The sequence below is a fragment of the Amycolatopsis sp. NPDC045836 genome, assembly GCF_056431745.1.
The window spans coordinates 15,952-30,832 of the sequence record NZ_JBWKKF010000036.1 but is presented as its reverse complement, the minus strand read 5'-3'; the positions used below and the strand labels follow the sequence as shown (position 1 = coordinate 30,832).

General features: G+C 70.2%; 19 protein-coding genes. 13 read left to right on the top strand and 6 right to left on the bottom strand.

What is annotated here, in order from left to right; genetic code table 11:
• Positions 1 to 487: 487 nt before the first annotated feature.
• The gene (locus tag AC07EG_RS38300; protein ID WP_478258182.1) at positions 488 to 676 is read right to left on the bottom strand and encodes a hypothetical protein; all 189 of its coding nucleotides are present in this window, start codon (positions 674 to 676) and stop codon (positions 488 to 490) included.
• Between the two features lie 145 nt (positions 677 to 821).
• Positions 822 to 1,583, bottom strand: a complete 762-nt coding sequence (locus AC07EG_RS38295) for a helix-turn-helix domain-containing protein (RefSeq protein ID WP_478258181.1) — start codon at positions 1,581 to 1,583, stop codon at positions 822 to 824.
• Here AC07EG_RS38295 and AC07EG_RS38290 point away from each other — a divergent pair.
• The 6 genes from AC07EG_RS38290 to AC07EG_RS38265 all read left to right on the top strand — a co-directional run bounded on the left by AC07EG_RS38290 (position 1,494) and on the right by AC07EG_RS38265 (position 6,178).
• On the top strand, positions 1,494 to 2,648 hold the full coding sequence (locus AC07EG_RS38290) for a helix-turn-helix transcriptional regulator (protein ID WP_478258180.1): 1,155 nt from the start codon (positions 1,494 to 1,496) through the stop codon (positions 2,646 to 2,648). The two genes, AC07EG_RS38295 and AC07EG_RS38290, sit on opposite strands and share 90 nt — an antisense overlap.
• 43 nt (positions 2,649 to 2,691) lie before the next feature.
• Positions 2,692 to 2,838, top strand: a complete 147-nt coding sequence (locus AC07EG_RS38285) for a lasso RiPP family leader peptide-containing protein (protein ID WP_478258179.1) — start codon at positions 2,692 to 2,694, stop codon at positions 2,836 to 2,838.
• An 80-nt stretch (positions 2,839 to 2,918) separates the two neighbouring features.
• On the top strand, positions 2,919 to 4,742 hold the full coding sequence (locus tag AC07EG_RS38280; RefSeq protein ID WP_478258178.1) for an asparagine synthase-related protein: 1,824 nt from the start codon (positions 2,919 to 2,921) through the stop codon (positions 4,740 to 4,742).
• Positions 4,733 to 4,990 carry a lasso peptide biosynthesis PqqD family chaperone gene (locus AC07EG_RS38275; protein ID WP_478258177.1) on the top strand — a complete coding sequence of 86 codons (258 nt, stop codon included), beginning with the start codon at positions 4,733 to 4,735 and terminating at the stop codon, positions 4,988 to 4,990. The genes AC07EG_RS38280 and AC07EG_RS38275 overlap by 10 nt, the downstream gene beginning before the upstream one ends.
• Positions 4,987 to 5,403, top strand: a complete 417-nt coding sequence (locus AC07EG_RS38270) for a lasso peptide biosynthesis B2 protein (protein ID WP_478258176.1) — start codon at positions 4,987 to 4,989, stop codon at positions 5,401 to 5,403. Before AC07EG_RS38275 ends, AC07EG_RS38270 begins: the two co-directional genes overlap by 4 nt.
• A gap of 259 nt (positions 5,404 to 5,662) precedes the next feature.
• Positions 5,663 to 6,178 (top strand): hypothetical protein, encoded by a 516-nt coding sequence (locus AC07EG_RS38265; protein WP_478258175.1) that lies wholly within the window; start codon positions 5,663 to 5,665, stop codon positions 6,176 to 6,178.
• Positions 6,179 to 6,526: 348 nt separating this feature from the next.
• Here AC07EG_RS38265 and AC07EG_RS38260 read toward each other — a convergent pair whose 3' ends face one another.
• The 3 genes from AC07EG_RS38260 to AC07EG_RS38250 all read right to left on the bottom strand — a co-directional run bounded on the left by AC07EG_RS38260 (position 6,527) and on the right by AC07EG_RS38250 (position 8,141).
• The gene (locus tag AC07EG_RS38260; protein WP_478258174.1) at positions 6,527 to 6,973 is read right to left on the bottom strand and encodes a MerR family transcriptional regulator; all 447 of its coding nucleotides are present in this window, start codon (positions 6,971 to 6,973) and stop codon (positions 6,527 to 6,529) included.
• Positions 6,973 to 7,707, bottom strand: a complete 735-nt coding sequence (locus AC07EG_RS38255; protein WP_478258173.1) for an SDR family NAD(P)-dependent oxidoreductase — start codon at positions 7,705 to 7,707, stop codon at positions 6,973 to 6,975. Before AC07EG_RS38255 ends, AC07EG_RS38260 begins: the two co-directional genes overlap by 1 nt.
• Before the next feature lie 248 nt (positions 7,708 to 7,955).
• On the bottom strand, positions 7,956 to 8,141 hold the full coding sequence (locus AC07EG_RS38250) for a hypothetical protein (protein ID WP_478258172.1): 186 nt from the start codon (positions 8,139 to 8,141) through the stop codon (positions 7,956 to 7,958).
• A gap of 607 nt (positions 8,142 to 8,748) precedes the next feature.
• Here AC07EG_RS38250 and AC07EG_RS38245 point away from each other — a divergent pair.
• The 7 genes from AC07EG_RS38245 (at position 8,749) to AC07EG_RS38215 (ending at position 13,881) form a co-directional block, all read left to right on the top strand.
• On the top strand, positions 8,749 to 9,780 hold the full coding sequence (locus tag AC07EG_RS38245; protein ID WP_478258171.1) for a sigma-70 family RNA polymerase sigma factor: 1,032 nt from the start codon (positions 8,749 to 8,751) through the stop codon (positions 9,778 to 9,780).
• The gene (locus tag AC07EG_RS38240; RefSeq protein WP_478258170.1) at positions 9,777 to 10,376 is read left to right on the top strand and encodes an MFS transporter; all 600 of its coding nucleotides are present in this window, start codon (positions 9,777 to 9,779) and stop codon (positions 10,374 to 10,376) included. The genes AC07EG_RS38245 and AC07EG_RS38240 overlap by 4 nt, the downstream gene beginning before the upstream one ends.
• The gene (locus AC07EG_RS38235; RefSeq protein WP_478258169.1) at positions 10,373 to 11,206 is read left to right on the top strand and encodes an MFS transporter; all 834 of its coding nucleotides are present in this window, start codon (positions 10,373 to 10,375) and stop codon (positions 11,204 to 11,206) included. The genes AC07EG_RS38240 and AC07EG_RS38235 overlap by 4 nt, the downstream gene beginning before the upstream one ends.
• On the top strand, positions 11,203 to 11,946 hold the full coding sequence (locus AC07EG_RS38230; protein ID WP_478258168.1) for an isocitrate lyase/PEP mutase family protein: 744 nt from the start codon (positions 11,203 to 11,205) through the stop codon (positions 11,944 to 11,946). The genes AC07EG_RS38235 and AC07EG_RS38230 overlap by 4 nt, the downstream gene beginning before the upstream one ends.
• 249 nt (positions 11,947 to 12,195) lie before the next feature.
• Positions 12,196 to 12,759 carry a hypothetical protein gene (locus AC07EG_RS38225; RefSeq protein WP_478258167.1) on the top strand — a complete coding sequence of 188 codons (564 nt, stop codon included), beginning with the start codon at positions 12,196 to 12,198 and terminating at the stop codon, positions 12,757 to 12,759.
• Positions 12,702 to 13,046, top strand: a complete 345-nt coding sequence (locus AC07EG_RS38220; RefSeq protein ID WP_478258166.1) for a hypothetical protein — start codon at positions 12,702 to 12,704, stop codon at positions 13,044 to 13,046. The genes AC07EG_RS38225 and AC07EG_RS38220 overlap by 58 nt, the downstream gene beginning before the upstream one ends.
• A 502-nt stretch (positions 13,047 to 13,548) precedes the next feature.
• Positions 13,549 to 13,881 carry a hypothetical protein gene (locus AC07EG_RS38215; RefSeq protein WP_478258165.1) on the top strand — a complete coding sequence of 111 codons (333 nt, stop codon included), beginning with the start codon at positions 13,549 to 13,551 and terminating at the stop codon, positions 13,879 to 13,881.
• A 289-nt stretch (positions 13,882 to 14,170) separates the two neighbouring features.
• Here the strand turns inward: AC07EG_RS38215 and AC07EG_RS38210 are convergent, their stop codons facing one another.
• Positions 14,171 to 14,359: a hypothetical protein gene (locus AC07EG_RS38210; protein WP_478258164.1), complete on the bottom strand. Its 189-nt coding sequence runs from the start codon at positions 14,357 to 14,359 to the stop codon at positions 14,171 to 14,173.
• Positions 14,360 to 14,881: the final 522 nt, after the last annotated feature.

The window sequence follows — 14,881 nt, the reverse complement described above, 5'->3', positions numbered from 1 at the left end:
GCGGACGCCGGCCCCCAGCACCAGCCACCACCAGGCCACGAGGCACACCGGTCGCAGGTCGTTGGCGGTGGTCCCGGTGCCGGTCCCAGCCGCAACCGGCGCCCGGCACCGGCCAATTCGTCGAACCCGGCCAGCAGCGCCGCCGCGCTCCCGCCGCGCAGGCGCACCTGGGCGAGATCGACGACCCCTCGTCCAGCCCTGCCGCGCCCTGCTCACGCAGCTGCGCGTCGAACTCCGCCCGATCACCCCGGGTAACACCCCGCGGAAGACCAGAACCCGCAGTTCGGCCCCGGTACCCCCGCTATTGGTGCGCGAACGCGCTGGTCAACGGGGCTGCTCGCGGTACTCCCTCATGACCGCCTCCAGACCCTCACCACAGTAGGGCCTCACCCGTGAAACACCCACCGTCGGCCGACGGACACGAGCGGCGCTAAGCGTCTTTTCGCCGCCGCCAGGGCCACAGCTTCACTCCCGCGAGTCCGGTGTTTCAGCGGGTCGCGTGCTTTCCAGGTAGACGTTCGGCCTCACCGGCGAACAACAGGCGGTCCTGGCGCAGCAGGGACACCACGCGGCGCGCGTCGGCGCGGCGACCGGCGTCGCCGGGCAACACCGCGACCGTGACCGCGACGAACAACGGCGCCGTGCCGATCAAGCTGACGAGAACCAGAACCAGCAAACATGCTCGCCTTCCGGGAGTGCGGAGCTGATCAGCGCGGTAACCGAATAGTTCCAGCCTGCGCTTCACGTTCAGCTTTGGTCGCAGCGTCGTGAGAACGTCTCGCCGACCGGTGACCGCGCGACCTCCAACGCCGCCGACCAGGTCAGGCTGACGGTGGGGCGATGCGCTGCAGGCAGGCGGAGAACACCCAGCCGGGGTAGGGGAACCGGACCGAAATCCAGGTGTCGACCGGGACGGTCTGCGCGCTGCACGTGGTGCCGGACTCGCCGTGCTGTGGGACGCAGGCGCCGATCACGACCTGCTCCACCTGGTTGATCGTGTGAAACTCTGTGCCCGTCTTGAAAGTCGGCCTGGGGCGTACCCGGATCGGTGCCGCTACCGGTGAGTAGGCGCACTCGCCCGTGGCTTGCCCGGTGGGGGTGGGTGTGGCCACGGTAGCCGGCTCTTCCGAGGACAACAGCGCCATCATGCCGGTGCCACCGGCCAGGAGGGTGGCTGCCACGGCTGCCGTTCGCCACAGCGGCCACCGCCGGCGCCCCGGCGGTCCGGTGTCGGTGCGGGCCGCAGGCGCGGCGGGCGCGGTGTGGGGGTCGGGGCCGGAGTTGTGGTCGTGGACGCGATCCCAGGCATTCGCCCATGCCGATAGTTCCGCATGGGGGATTCCGAGCGCTCGCAGGATCGATTCGTAGGCTCCTGGCGGGGGCAGTGTGCGCCCGGCGAGGTAGTTGGCGAGCGTGCTGCGCGGGATGGGACAGTCCTCGCTTCGGCTGAGCCGGCGAGCCAGGTCCTGGACCGACAATCGTTCTTTGCCGAGATGACGGCCCTGCGCTCGACGGAGGCAATCGAAGGCTTCTTTCAGGTCCGCCATCGAATGGATCCCGGACGGTTCCGTCTCGTTGCTCACCCGAAGTCTCCCCTACCTCGTAGTGCACCATTTCGGCGAGTGGCTGATTCCAGGATGAACGCAGCTGTGGCTCGTTTCCGGCGAAGGCGACTTCATCACTCGTACGGGCGACCCTTGGTCAGCAGGGCGGCCGATGCCCAGGCGGGGCGTCCAGCAGCGTCCAGTCATGGCCAAAGGTGTCCAAGCCGGCCTGGCGAGCAGGCGAAACCGGTGTGCTGTGGACGCGACAGTCATTGCCACCCCCACGCACTCAGACCGGCGAAACGGATCACCATGGAAACGGAGAAGGCACTTCCTCCTGCCCGACGACCGGTCCCTGCCCTGGACCAGCGCGGGGAAGAACTCGAAATACTCCAGCAACGTTCCGATGACAGCCACTGGCGTCGCCCGGGAACGGTTCTGGCATTCCACCCGGCCTGCCAGGGCTGTTCGGTTTCACCCAGTGGAACACCTCATGTCTCGTTCTCCTCGGTAGTGGCGGCCGGGCTGAACCCGGCCGCCCCGGTGGAACCACACCAAGGCTTCGAGATAGTCCTGGCTCCATGGATGACGTCTTTCGTGGACCGCGATCTACTCGGATCACCCATCGACGTCCGCCTTGACGGAGTCCCGCGGTTCACCGCACTTCTGGAAGCGATGTGCGGAACCAGTAGCCATTCGGCGCGCCAGCGACTCGTCTCCGAGCTCCTGGTTCCCGGTCACCACCCCGCACCATCTGCGCCAGCCATCGTGGTCTCGGCGTGGCGCGTGATGATGCGCGAACACGGCAAGCGGTCCATCGCTGATCTCACCGCCGAGGTCGGCTGCAGTCATCGGCAACTGTCACGCTTGTTCACCCAGCACATTGGCCTTTCACCCAAACGGGCAGCACGTGCGCTCCGCCTGCGACGTGCCCTGTGCCTGCTGATGCGCGGAATGGGCACGGCATCGGCTGCGGCACAGTGCGGTTTCAGTGACCAGGCGCATTTGAGCCGTGAGTGCCGTCAACTCGCGGACCGATCACTGCGGCAGTTGAGGCCAGGCGGCGACGGTGGCCGATTTCATCAAGACCCGGCTACCGATTGACGGTGATTATCTCATCACCGGCCCGCCCGGGCCGGATACCGAAGTGAAGATCCCGAGAATCGAGGAGTACGCGATGGACGAGAGCTACGAGGCGCCCAGCATGGTGGAAGCCGGCGAATTCGCCGAGGTCACCCAGCTCACCAGCACCGGTTACTGGGCGGACGGCATCTGGGGCTACTTCTGGTTCTGACCCCCGGTCAGCAGGCGGGGCGTGGCCGTGTTCGCGCGGCCACGCCCCCACCCGGCGAGTACTCGACGAACGGAGCGAAGATGCGATTCCTGGTCCTGCCCGATCACCCCGGCGCCTCCACGGTGATCGGCGGCATCGACCTGGACGATCCAGGGAGCCAGATCGTGGCGCACCCTTCGGGTAGGCCGTGGATCGTGGGCCGCTGGCACGAGCGTGATCTGCTCGTCACCACCGCCGGGGAGGTGTCGGTCGCATTGCTCGGCGCCGCCCTGATCACGCCGGACGAGCTGGAGCGGCGGCTGCGGTCGATCACTTCGCCGCGTGAGCTGGACTCTCTCGCCGGTTCGATGGCCGGCGGCCACCATTTCGTCGCGTCGGTGGCCGGCACGGTGCGGGTTCAGGGTTCGCTGTCCACAGCTTTTCAGGTTCACTATGCCACTTGGCATGGCGTGACCGTGGCGTCGAACCGGGCAGAGCCGCTGGTGGACCTGATCGGCGCCGGGATCGACGAGGAACGCGTCGCTCTGGAGTTGCTGGTGCCGTTCGGACCGCCCTGGCCACTCAACGACCGGCCGCCCTGGCGCGGAGTGCACGTCCCCCAGCTCGGCGAGTGCCTCGAGATCGGGCCCGACGGCGCCGGGCGCACCCGGCGGTGGTGGTCACCACCGCACCCGCACCAGCGGCTCGGAGACGGCGCCACCATCCGCGAGGCTCTGGTGGACGCCGTCACCGCGCGCACCCGCGGAGAGGACACGGTGAGCACCGACCTGTCCGGTGGCCTTGATTCAACTACCCTGACCTTCCTGGCCGCCCGGACCGGGACGCGGCTCGTGACCTCGCACTTCCAGGCCGACGGCCGGACAACCGACGACCTGACCTGGGCGCGGCTCAGCAGTCGCCACCTCGCCGACGCCCGGCACCTGGTCACCTCGCCGCAGGACGCACCCGACTGGTACGCACAACCCGACCACGCCCCCATCGATCGGGAAGGACCCCACGTACTGGCCCGCGCCTCGGCGGCGACGGACCACTTGGCCGCGCTGGTGGCAGCCGAAGGGTCTCGCCGGCACCTGCAGGGCGTGGGCGGCGACGAGATGTTCCAGCCGGGAACCATGTGCCTGTCCGGGATCGCCCGCCGGAGACCGCTGCTGGCCCTACGCCACGCTCGGGCGCTGAGGGCACGCCGCCGCTGGTCGATGCGTGCCACCGCGGCGGTGTTCGGCTACCGTCAGTCCTATGCCGATTGGCTGACCGGCTGCGCGACCGGGATAGCGGATGCCGCGCCAGTGCTCGGCGCGCCGGCGTGGGAGGTGTCACCGACGCTGCCGCCGTGGATCACCGCCGAGTGCGGCGCCACCATCCGCCGGTCCCTGCGCGCGTCCGCCGGCTCCCGTCCCGAACCGCTGTCCCCGCTGCCCGTGCAACACGAAATGATCCGGATCAACTGCGTCAACGGGCGCATGCTGCGACGGCACTCCCACCTCGCCTCCGCGCACGGGGTCACCTTCCACGCCCCGTTCACCGACGACCGGGTCCTGGAAGCAGCGCTGAGCATCCACCTGGAAGACCGCATGAACCCCCACCGGTTCAAGCCCGCCCTGGTGACCGCGATGACCGGACTGGTGCCCGGCGACATCCTCGCCCGCACGACCAAGAACGAGGCCAGCGCGGCGATGTACGCCGGAATGCGCAACCGCCGCGAAGAACTGGTGGACCTGATGGCCGATTCGCGACTGGCCCGCATGGGACTGATCGATCCAGCCGCAATCCGTGGGGCCCTGCGTGGCACCCACGCCACCGCCCTGACCCTGATGCCGCTCGACGCGACCCTGGCCTGCGAACTATGGCTGCGAAACACCGGCGAACCCGCGTCGGCGAATCCGGGAGGAACCCCATGGGCTTGACCCTGTCCGCGCACGTGACCATGACACCGACCGACCGCGGCATGGTGCTCCTAGACGAAAGAACAGGCCGCTACTGGACGATGAACCACACCGGCGCCACGGTCCTGCGCGCACTGCTGACCGGCTCCGACACCGCGAGCATCGTGGCAGACCTTCGCACTACCTACCCCGCGGCGAGCGACCACGTCGCCGCGGACGTGACAGCGCTGCTGCGTGCACTCGACGACGCGGGGCTGGTCGCGCGATGAGCGGCGTCGAGATGACGCTGGAACCTCGCGTTCGGGTCCCCCTCGTCCAGCGGCCCGCGGCCCTGGCCGCAGCCCTCGCTGGCCGGCTGCTGGCCACCACCTCACCCGCCCGCCTGCGGTGGCTGCTTCAGCTCGCCGCCCGAGGAGCTACCCCGGCCACCGCCGAGCAAGCCCTCCGGGCCCGCCGGGCCGTGGTCGCGGTCAGCATCGCCTGCGCGGGCCCTCGTTGCCTGCAACGCTCGATCGCCACCGCGCTGCTCTGCCGGTTGCGGGGCACCTGGCCACAGTGGTGCACCGGCGTCGTCACCGAACCCTTCGCCGCACACGCCTGGGTCGCGGTGGACGGGCAGCCGATCGGCGAGGACCCGGACATGGTGAAGCACTTCCACGTCGTCATGTCAGTCGACAGCTAGGCAGTCCGGTGGCACGGTGCCATCGCCGACAAGGCGGGCCTCAACCACGTCGTCGACATCGCGGCCTAGCGACCCGGTCAGCAATGTCAGTGCTGTGCGGGTGTGCGTCTCCTGCCGCAGCTTCGCATGAATGTGGACGCTAGGTTGCTGCCGCTGTGGTGCGGGGGTGTTGGCGGGTGGCGTGGTCGCCGGGGGCTCCTGAGCGGCAGGTAAAGGGATGTCGTGGGCGGGCTACCCGCAGAACAGGTACGACCACCGGATGATCCCGCAGCGGCGCTTCCGCCGCTTCTTCGGCCTGCAGCGGAACCAGCAGCTGGTGGTGTGCCTGTCGAACCTGTGGACCACCGCCACCAGCGCCCGTCCCCGCGGCTATGCCATCTCACTGCACGAACTACCTGGGGCGCCACCGCTACGACTTCCGCAACACGGTGAGCCCGTCGCCCGCCGAAGACGCGAAGATCTTCCCCGCGCTGAGCGGCAACCTCATCGTGTTCGGTGCCGCGCCCCGCAACCGCATCCGTCGGTTGTACCTGCGAGAGAGAAGCTGGTTGGCCTGCGCATCAGCAACGAGCACCCGGACCACGGCGAGGACCGGCCCCAGCGGAAACCTGGTACGCCGAGGTGCTCAGCGGCGCCGATCTCGGCAAGAAAGGTCACCTCGGACTACCTGAACCTCGCCGTGGTCGAGAAGGTGCGCGACACGACCGTGGTGTTCTGCCTCGGCCACCGAGCGGACACCACCTGGGCGGCCACCGAGTACCTCGTGCGCAACTGATGGGCCCTGCACCAAGAATTCAGGGACGGGCCGTTCGCCCTCTGCCTGGGCTTCCCGGACCTGGGCTATGAGTACGACTACCACCCACCGCGCCGCCTGCTGGCCCTTCGCGGTTAGGGGCACCGGGTCATTCGGCCGCACCGGTCTGATCCGCCCCCAGATCCTTGTCCTTTGCTGTCGTCAAATGATCCTTTGACGACAGGCGTGCGGAGTGCGCCGTCGGCGGTGCGGATCGTGGGGAACCGGCGCCCGATCCGATGCGGTCCGTTCCGAATTGACGACAGAGTTCGACGACAGGTAGAGGTTCGACACCGCGATCTCCTTTCGTGGCCACCACCGGAATCGGCATCACGGCGATCCCGGAGCTGGGCATGCGCGAACTCCCCGGCGGTCTGACCACGACCCCGGTGGTGGACCACCCGACCGCACGGCGGACCGTCGACCTGCTGAAGACCTTGATCGGCTGAGCGCGTCGGCGAGTTGCGCGCGGATGGTGTCCAGCGCCGCGAGCTTCTCTTCGACCACGGTGAGCCGGTGCGCGATGATCCGGGCGCTGTCCTCGCAGACAGGACCGGTGAGTTCCCGATCGAGGCACGGCAAGAGGGCGCGGACGTCTTCAGCGGTGAGGCCGCTCGCGAGCAGCAGCCGGATCTTGCCCACGCGGGCGACCGCGGTCTCGTCGTAGTCCCGGTAGCCGTTCGGCGCGCGGCCGGACCGCAGCAGGCCCTGCTGCTCGTAGTACCGCAGCGCCCGGGTGGTCGTCCCGGCCCGGCCGGCCAGCTCACCGATCAGCATCAGCCCGCAGCACCCAGCCCTCCGTCGACGCGGACGATCGTACCGGTCAGGTAGCCGGCTTCAGGGCGCGCGACGTTCACGATCCACCAGGCGATCTCGTCGGGCTGGGCGATCCGGCCGAGCGGGATCCGGCGCCGGAGGTCCGCGGCCGCCGCGTCGATCTGCTCGGCGGACCAGCCCGCGTGGCTGAGCACCGGCGTCGCGGTGATGCCGGGGGCCACCGAGACCACGCGGATGCCGCGCCCGGCGAGTTCCACCGCCCAGGTGTGGGTGAGGAAGTCGAGCGCGACCTTCGTGGCGCCGTAGACGGAGTTGCCCGGCCAGCCCTGGTGGGGCGAGTTGGAGGTGATGTTGACGATGGTGCTGCCGGAATCCAGGTGGGGCACCGCCTCCTGGGTGAGGAACAGCGGCCCGAGCAGGTTCGTCGCCAGCTGTTCCTGCGCCACTTCGCGGTCGATCGTGCCGAGGGGTGCGGGCCGGGTGATCGCGGCGTTGTTGACCAGGACGTCGAGGCGGCCGAACGCGTCGAGCACGGCGTCGACGATCCCCTCCGGATCCTCGGCGACATCGGCGACATGGCTGCGGATGTTCGGGTGGTCGGCAGTTTCCGCCAGCCGCTCGGGGGTCCGGCCGACCACAAGCACATCGGCCCCTTCGGCGGCGAACCGGCGGGCGGTGGCGCGGCCGATCCCGGTGCCCGCGCCGGTGACGAGGACGGCTTTCCTGGTTTCCATGGCGCGGACGCTAAACCCTGACGCCGGGGTCAAGGTCAAGCGCGAGCTGTCAGCTCTCTTTATGGTGGTTTCGCGATCACCGCCTACCGGGGCGATCTTCCTGTGTTCTGCCAGAGTTGCGCGCTCGCGGTGCGCACTTGATCCCGGCTGACTTTCCCGCCGACCAACGCGACGACCTGGTCGAAGCCGAGTGGACGGTCCTCGGCGGTGTGGACGCCGAGCACCGCGGGCTTGACGCGATCGATCGATTACTGAACGCGTGGTAGCGGGGTGAGTTCTTCGCCGGCGGTGATGAGGTCGGCGAGGGTGGGGGCGGCGGTGCCGGCGAGGCGGCGGCCTTGTTCGAGGTAGAGCTCGGTGGTGGCGATGCTCGGCGTAGTCACCGAGGGGGCGTTCCGGGTGCACACGACGCCCCGGTCACGCAGCTGCTGCAAGATCGCGGCATACCTGCCCGGCAAATCAGCCACAGACACCCCGCTCAAGTCGCCTCCCAGCATCTCCTCCCGCCTTTACCGAGCCTGCCACCCACCGCCGACACCACCGCACCCTCCCACTGGCCCACGCCGCCGTGCTGGTGACCCACGGCGGACCCAGCTCGCCGCGCGACCTGACCGCCTCGAGGGCGCCCTGCGCGTCGTCGCCCGCGCCCAAGACATGCTCGACACCGCGGTGCTCATCGCCCGCGCCGACGGGCGCCGACCGGGCGAGATCGCCGAGATCGCCACGGCCTGCGGCCAGCACCTCGACGTCGTCGGCGTCGAAGCACGCGGGGGCCGTGCGAGCGCGACTGGGAGCAGCTGCTCACCGCAGCCCGCCAGCCCGGCCCCGGCGGGCTGCCCGAGGAACTGGCCGACCCCGAGTCCTGCGCGCAGCGCCTGGACACCTGGCTGGCCGCGGCCCGCTCCCGTCTCGACGGACGGATCGTCCGCTCTGAGACGGTGTCCGGGCAGCTGCACCGCACGGACGTCTTCGCCGAGCCCAGTTCCCGGCGCCGGTGGTGTCCATACCTGCGAGGGGCGCCACAGGAGAGAAGGAGTCACCATGCGAGGAACCGAAGCCGGGGAGCTGGCGGCACGGGCGCGGACCGGGGACGGGCAGGCGTTCCGCGAACTCGTCGAGCCCTACCGGCGGGAGCTGCACGTGCACTGCTACCGCATCCTCGGTTCGGTGCAGGACGCGGAGGACCTGCTGCAGGAGACGTTGCTGGCGGCGTGGCGCGGGATCGGCGGCTTCGAGGGACGTGCGTCGCCGCGGACCTGGCTGTACCGGATCGCCACCAACCGCTGCCTCAACGCGCTGCGGGCCGGGGCCCGCCGCCCGCGCACGGACCACCGGCCGGAGGTGCCGTTGCCCGAGCCGTCGCACCGCCGCCCGGAACCGAGCTGGCTGGAGCCCTACCCCGAGTTGATGCTCGACGAGATCGCCGATCACGTGCCGGGGCCGGAGGCGCGCTACGAGATGCGGGAGTCGGTGTCGCTGGCCTTCCTCGCCGCGCTGCAGGAGCTGCCGCCGAAGCAGCGGGCCGTCCTGGTGCTGCGGGACGTGCTGGGCTTCCGGGCCGCCGAAGTGGCCGGCATGCTCGACACCACCGAAAGCGCGGTGACCAGCGCGCTGAAGCGGGCGCGGAACACGCTGGCCCGCGCACTGCCGCCAGCCGGCCGTGACAGCGCTCCCCTACCGGAATCACCGCAGGAACGCCGGATCGTGGACGATTTCGTCCGCGCCTTCGAAAGCGGGGACGTCGACGCGATCGTGTCCCTGCTGACCGACGACGCGTGGCTGACCATGCCGCCGCTGCCGCTGGAGTACCAGGGCCCTGCCGCCATCGGGCACTTCCTGCGGACCGTCGCGCTGCGCGAGGACCCCCGCTTCCTGCTGGTCCCCACGCGGGCGAACGGCCAGCCCGCTTTCGGCTGCTACCAGAGCGACCCGCGCACCCCGATCCTGCACGCGCACGGCGTCGTGGTGCTGACACTGGCGGGCGACCGGATCGCCGCGGTGACCCGGTTCCTCGACAACTCGCTGCTGACCGTGTTCGGCTTGCCGCGCTCGCTGCGGGAGGGCCGTCGATGACCGCCAAGCAGGCGTGGGTGCTGGCGCTGGCGTCGCTGGCCTCGTTCATGATGGCGCTGGACAGCCTGGTGGTGACCACCGCGCTGAGCACGATCCGGGCGGATCTGACGGCTTCGGTCGAAGCGCTCGAATGGACGGTCAACGCCTACAACCTGGCCTTCGCCGTGCTGCTGCTGACCGGCGCGGCGCTCGGTGACCGCCTCGGCCGCCGCCGGGTGTTCACGACCGGGCTGGCGTTGTTCAGCGCCGCTTCGGCGACCTGCGCGCTGTCCCCGGACATCGGCACCCTGATCGCCGCCCGGGCGTTGCAGGGCGTCGGCGCGGCGATGGTGCTGCCGCTGTCGCTCACCCTGATCAGCGCGGCCTTCCCGCCCCCGCAGCGGGGCCGGGCGATGGGGCTGTACCTGGGCAGCACCGGCCTGGCCACGTTCAGCGGCCCGTTCGTCGGCGGGGTCATCGCACAGGGGCTGGCGTGGCAGTGGATCTTCTGGCTGAACCTGCCGACCGGCCTGGTCGCCATCGCGCTGACCGCCCGGCGCGTGGCCGAGAGCGTCGGCCCGAACCACCGGTTCGACCTGCCCGGGGGGCACTGGTGACCGCGGGCGCCTTCGGCGTGGTCTGGGCACTGGTGCGCGGCAACGCGGCGGGCTGGACCAGCGCGGAGGTGCTCGGCGCACTGCTGGGCGGCCTCGCGCTGGTGGTCGTGTTCGTGCGCTGGGAGCAGCGCACGGCGACACCGATGCTGCCGATGCGGTTCTTCCGGGCCAGGGCGTTCGCCACGGCCAACCCGGCGAACTTCTGCGTGTTCGCCTCGCTGTACGGAACGCTGTTCTTCCTCGCGCAGTACTTCCAGACCGTGCACGGCACCGACGCACTGGGCGCCGGGCTGCGGCTGATGCCGTGGACCGCGACGCTGATGGTGTGCGCACCGATCGCCGGCGCGCTGGCCGACCGGTACGGCGAGCGGCGGTTCGTGGTGGGCGGGCTGCTGCTCCAGACCGCCGGGTCGGCCTGGATCGCGGTCGCCGCCGGACCCGCCACCGGCTACGGCGAACTGCTGCCCGCGCTGGTCGTCGGCGGTATCGGGCTGACCATGGCCATGCCGGCGGCGCAGAAGTCGGTGGTCGCGGCGGTGCGCCCGGCCGAGATCGGCCAGGCGTCCGGCGTGTTCATGATGCTGCGGATCCTCGGCGGGGTGTTCGGCGTGGCGGCCGCGGTGGCCGTCTTCGCGGCCGCTGGGAGCTACGCCTCACCGGAGGAGTTCACCACCGGCTTCACCGCCGCGATGGGTTCGGTCGCGGGCTTCGCCTTCGCCGGCCTGCTGATCGCGTCCGGCATACCCGGCAGGCAGCGGGCCACCCCGACCGTGCCACCGCGACCAGCCAGTTCCCCTGTCCGCTTGACCCCTGTGGAGGATCACCGATGATCGACCTTGCCGGGCGGCTGCGCGAGCTGCACACCGGGGACCTGCTCGTGCTGCCGAACGTGTGGGACGCGGCGAGCGCCACAACCGTGGCCGACGTGGGTTTCGCCGCGATCGCCACGGCCAGCGCCGCCGTCTCGGCGACGCTCGGCTACCCCGACGGGGAAGGAGCGCCGTGGCCGGAGATGTTCGCCGCGGCCGGGCGCATCGCCCGCGCGGTGTCCGTGCCGGTCACCGTCGACGCCGAAGCCGGGTACGGCATGGGGCCGCGCGAACTGGTGGACCGCCTGCTCGAGACCGGCGCGGTCGGCGCCAACCTGGAGGACACCGACCACCGGTCCGGTGGCCTGGCCGAGGCCGGAGCGCACGCCGAGTGGCTCGCGGGCGTGCGCGCCGCCGCCGGGCAAGCCGGTGTGCCGATCGTGCTCAACGCCCGCATCGACGCCTTCCTGCCCGGCCGCGGCGTCGCCGAAGAGGACCGGCTGGCGGAAACGATCCGGCGGGGACGGCTCTACCGGGAAGCAGGGGCCGACTGCCTGTACCCGATCGGCGTGCGCCGGAAGGCCGACCTCGCCGCGCTGGTCGCCGGACTGCCCGGGCCGGTCAACGGCAACACCGGTGACGAGCTGGACCTGGCCGCGCTGCGGGAACTGGGCGTGGCCCGGGTCTCCTACGGTCCGCGGTTCCACTCCACGGCGATGGCGGGCCTGAAGGCCGCTGTCGAAGAGCTCAAACGCGCCTGAGGGGAAGGCACAATCGCCGCCATGGGGGTTCCACTGCGGTTTTCCGCGGCCGCGCCTGGTGGACGGCGGTTGTCCCACTACCGGGAGTTCCCGTCGCACGGCTCGACGCGCTCGGCCGGGCGGCAGTCGATCAGGTAGCTGCCTGGCGAACAGCACTGAGGTCCTGTCCGTGACCGCGGGCGTGCGACGGCCGGTGGGGCGAGGTCGGTGCCGGACCTCTGCGAGTGGTCGTGGTCGGTGGTGGGCCGGGTGACGGTGTGGCTCTGGTGGGCCACGTCGGATAGGCGGGTCGATATCGGCTGGCCGGAGAAGAGCACGAGTTCCAGCCGGCCGAGTTGGGGCGAGTTCGGCGAAGGCGTGGTCGGCGGAGCTGACCAGGAACTCCCGGCAGCCGTGCTCGGCATGGACACGCCGGGCGTGCGCGAGCAGCACCTGCTCGGCGGCGTCCGGTCCGGGTGGAACGCGCAGGGGCGCCACGCCCAGCTCGGCGAAGAACGAGGCGGCGAGATCCTCGTCGGCTTCGGCCAAGGCGAAACCCACTACCGCGTGGTGGACCTCGCCGGCCGTGGCCAGGAGGGCGCTGACGCGGGCTCGCAGTACTCGCGGGCGGACTTTGATGGAGCCGAGGACGTTTTCGGCATCTGGGTGATTTCACTTCTGGATGAAACCACTTGGGAAGGGTCTGCTGACAGTGCTTTGACAGCAGGAATTGGAACCATTCCGGCTGATCCGCATCGCCTGGAACAGGAGTTCGCATGGACCGCAAATCCAAGGCTGCGGCCGCCGTCGCCGCGCTCGTTCTCGCCGGCCTGAGCTCCGGGACGATGGCCGCTTCCGCTGCGCCCGCACCGGGTGGTGGAGTCGTCACGATCCAGTCCGACTGCCAGTGGCTCGTCATCAAACGGGATCCGCAGGCCTCCGCATCCGCCACCTGCAAAGTCCTGGACGGCGTCCACAACAGGTTCCGCGTGGTCATCGAATGCGCGGACGGCAGTTATTGGTATGGCAACCCGTCACTTCCCAACGGGTTGTCCAGCCAGCGCTGCCCCGCGAATACCTGGATGACCAGCAACGGCCCGTGGATCGAGTTCGTGGGCTAGTGATCGGGGGCGCGCCGAGGCGCGCGAGGGCCACGCGGTGCGGGGACGGGGACGCGGCGGATATGGCGTGGCCGGCAGTGACCAGGATTCGCCGAGGGGTGTTTCGGCGGGGAGCCACACGTCGATGCGGGTGGTGCTGTCGCCCATCGGGTGGACCCGGTGGCCGTGCCCGGCCGGGGAAGGTTGCCGACGTACGCGGCACCGGAGTCGCCGCCGATGCTGGCGGGACCCGGGGCGGAACTTCGTTCGTCGTAGTGCAGTGGGACTTCGACGGCGGGGGCGCTGAGGACGTCGGCTTCGGCGCGGGCCATCCGGTTCCCGATCGATGGTCCCCGCGCGGCACGACTCCGTCGGGCGTGCCGGTCAGAGGTGTGCGGGTGCCGCCGAGGGCGTAGCGCTTCGGGGGCTCACTCGCGGAAAGCCCTGCTCGCGTCCTCGTGACAGTGCCGCGACAGAGACGGTTTCTAACTTTCGAGACCCATCCGCAAGTCAAGGGAGAACGATGAAGAAGTCCCTGTTCGCGCTGGCCGTGCTGCCCACCGCCGGTGCACTGGCCGCGCTGGGTGCGGGCACCGCCTCCGCCACCACCACGACCAACACCAGTGCGGCGTCCTCGATCCAGGCGATGGCGAACTGCGATCCCATCTGGATGCTCTCCGACCGGGCCGGGGGCAACTGCCACGACATCGCGTTCCGCGTGGGTGTCCGGTGCAAGTCAACCCGCGGTGACTGGCAGGTCTTCTTCAGCGACTGGCACCAGCCGCGCAACCCCGCAACGGCCTTCTGCCCGGGCGGCTGGGAAACCGTGAGCGCCGACTACGACCTCCCCGAATAGGCTCGAGCACGGCCTTCCCGGTGATCACCGCCGGGAAGGCCGCTCCCACCCCGCCAGCTCGACCGCGCCGCCCGCTCCCGCGACTGACCATCTCGGCCATCCCCGACTCCGGCTACAGCACGGTGCTCAAGGCCAGCGACGCCGACGTGGTCGACTCCTTGCGGCAACACCCCGCCGAGCGCTCGATACCCACACCCCGGCGAGGGCCCATGCGGGCTGTTCCGGGGTGACGGCAGTGAGGCCGGGCGCCGGTGGGAAACGGCGGCGCCCGGCTCACGACGGTGCTGGGTCACAGCTTCAGGCGGTGCCCGTCGTACTTTCCGCCCCAGCACTTGAGCAGCTGGTACACGGCCATGCCGCCGCCGTCGATACACTCTTCAGCGGTGACGTCAGGGTCTGCCGAAGCGACTCCTGCTCCGCCGAGCAGACCGCCCAGGGCGATCGCTGCCGCAGCGGTGACGGTCATGGTGCGACGCATAGCAGCTCCTTGTGGTCGCGAACCTCCGCCGAGGCCACCGGTGGTGGTTCGATCTCTGGAATCATTGATGCCGCACGGTCTATCAAGGGCGCCTGGTTGAGGAGTTGCACCGAAGTCGGCGCACGATGTCTGGTCCGGCCGGAATCATCCGAACGGGGACCATCCCAGGTGCACCGCTTTGTCAGCACAAGCCCCACCTGGCAGGGCTCGATCACTGGTGGGTTCGCCGGTACAGCTGCAGCAGCTGGCCAAGCCCGAGGGCTGGACCGGTCCGTCAGCCGAACTAACCCAAGCGCGAGCCAAGGAGATCGGCCATGAACTCGAGGAGTACGCCGCAGGCCTGAGGGGCCTGCGCCGCGTGACCGGGGAGACCGCGGACTCGATCGAAGGCATCCACCAGGCCGACACCGCGCCGAGGCGGGCTTTCTGCGCGGGTTTCGAGACGTCGGCCTTGGTCTGGGTGGAGATCCAGGCCCGCAGCCGGTCGCGGGTCATGCCGGTGAGCGGGTTGATCCCGGCCGC

Coding starts and splice junctions, on each gene's coding strand:
- AC07EG_RS38265 (WP_478258175.1), top strand. CDS start 5,663: ATGATCCCGCAGCGGCGCTTCCGCCGCTTCTTCGGCCTGCAGCGGAAC.
- AC07EG_RS38260 (WP_478258174.1), bottom strand. CDS start 6,973: ATGCTGATCGGTGAGCTGGCCGGCCGGGCCGGGACGACCACCCGGGCG.
- AC07EG_RS38270 (WP_478258176.1), top strand. CDS start 4,987: ATGAGCGGCGTCGAGATGACGCTGGAACCTCGCGTTCGGGTCCCCCTC.
- AC07EG_RS38240 (WP_478258170.1), top strand. CDS start 9,777: ATGACCGCCAAGCAGGCGTGGGTGCTGGCGCTGGCGTCGCTGGCCTCG.
- AC07EG_RS38230 (WP_478258168.1), top strand. CDS start 11,203: ATGATCGACCTTGCCGGGCGGCTGCGCGAGCTGCACACCGGGGACCTG.
- AC07EG_RS38220 (WP_478258166.1), top strand. CDS start 12,702: ATGGACCGCAAATCCAAGGCTGCGGCCGCCGTCGCCGCGCTCGTTCTC.
- AC07EG_RS38210 (WP_478258164.1), bottom strand. CDS start 14,359: ATGCGTCGCACCATGACCGTCACCGCTGCGGCAGCGATCGCCCTGGGC.
- AC07EG_RS38280 (WP_478258178.1), top strand. CDS start 2,919: ATGCGATTCCTGGTCCTGCCCGATCACCCCGGCGCCTCCACGGTGATC.
- AC07EG_RS38245 (WP_478258171.1), top strand. CDS start 8,749: ATGCGAGGAACCGAAGCCGGGGAGCTGGCGGCACGGGCGCGGACCGGG.
- AC07EG_RS38275 (WP_478258177.1), top strand. CDS start 4,733: ATGGGCTTGACCCTGTCCGCGCACGTGACCATGACACCGACCGACCGC.
- AC07EG_RS38215 (WP_478258165.1), top strand. CDS start 13,549: ATGAAGAAGTCCCTGTTCGCGCTGGCCGTGCTGCCCACCGCCGGTGCA.
- AC07EG_RS38255 (WP_478258173.1), bottom strand. CDS start 7,707: ATGGAAACCAGGAAAGCCGTCCTCGTCACCGGCGCGGGCACCGGGATC.
- AC07EG_RS38290 (WP_478258180.1), top strand. CDS start 1,494: ATGACGGCCCTGCGCTCGACGGAGGCAATCGAAGGCTTCTTTCAGGTC.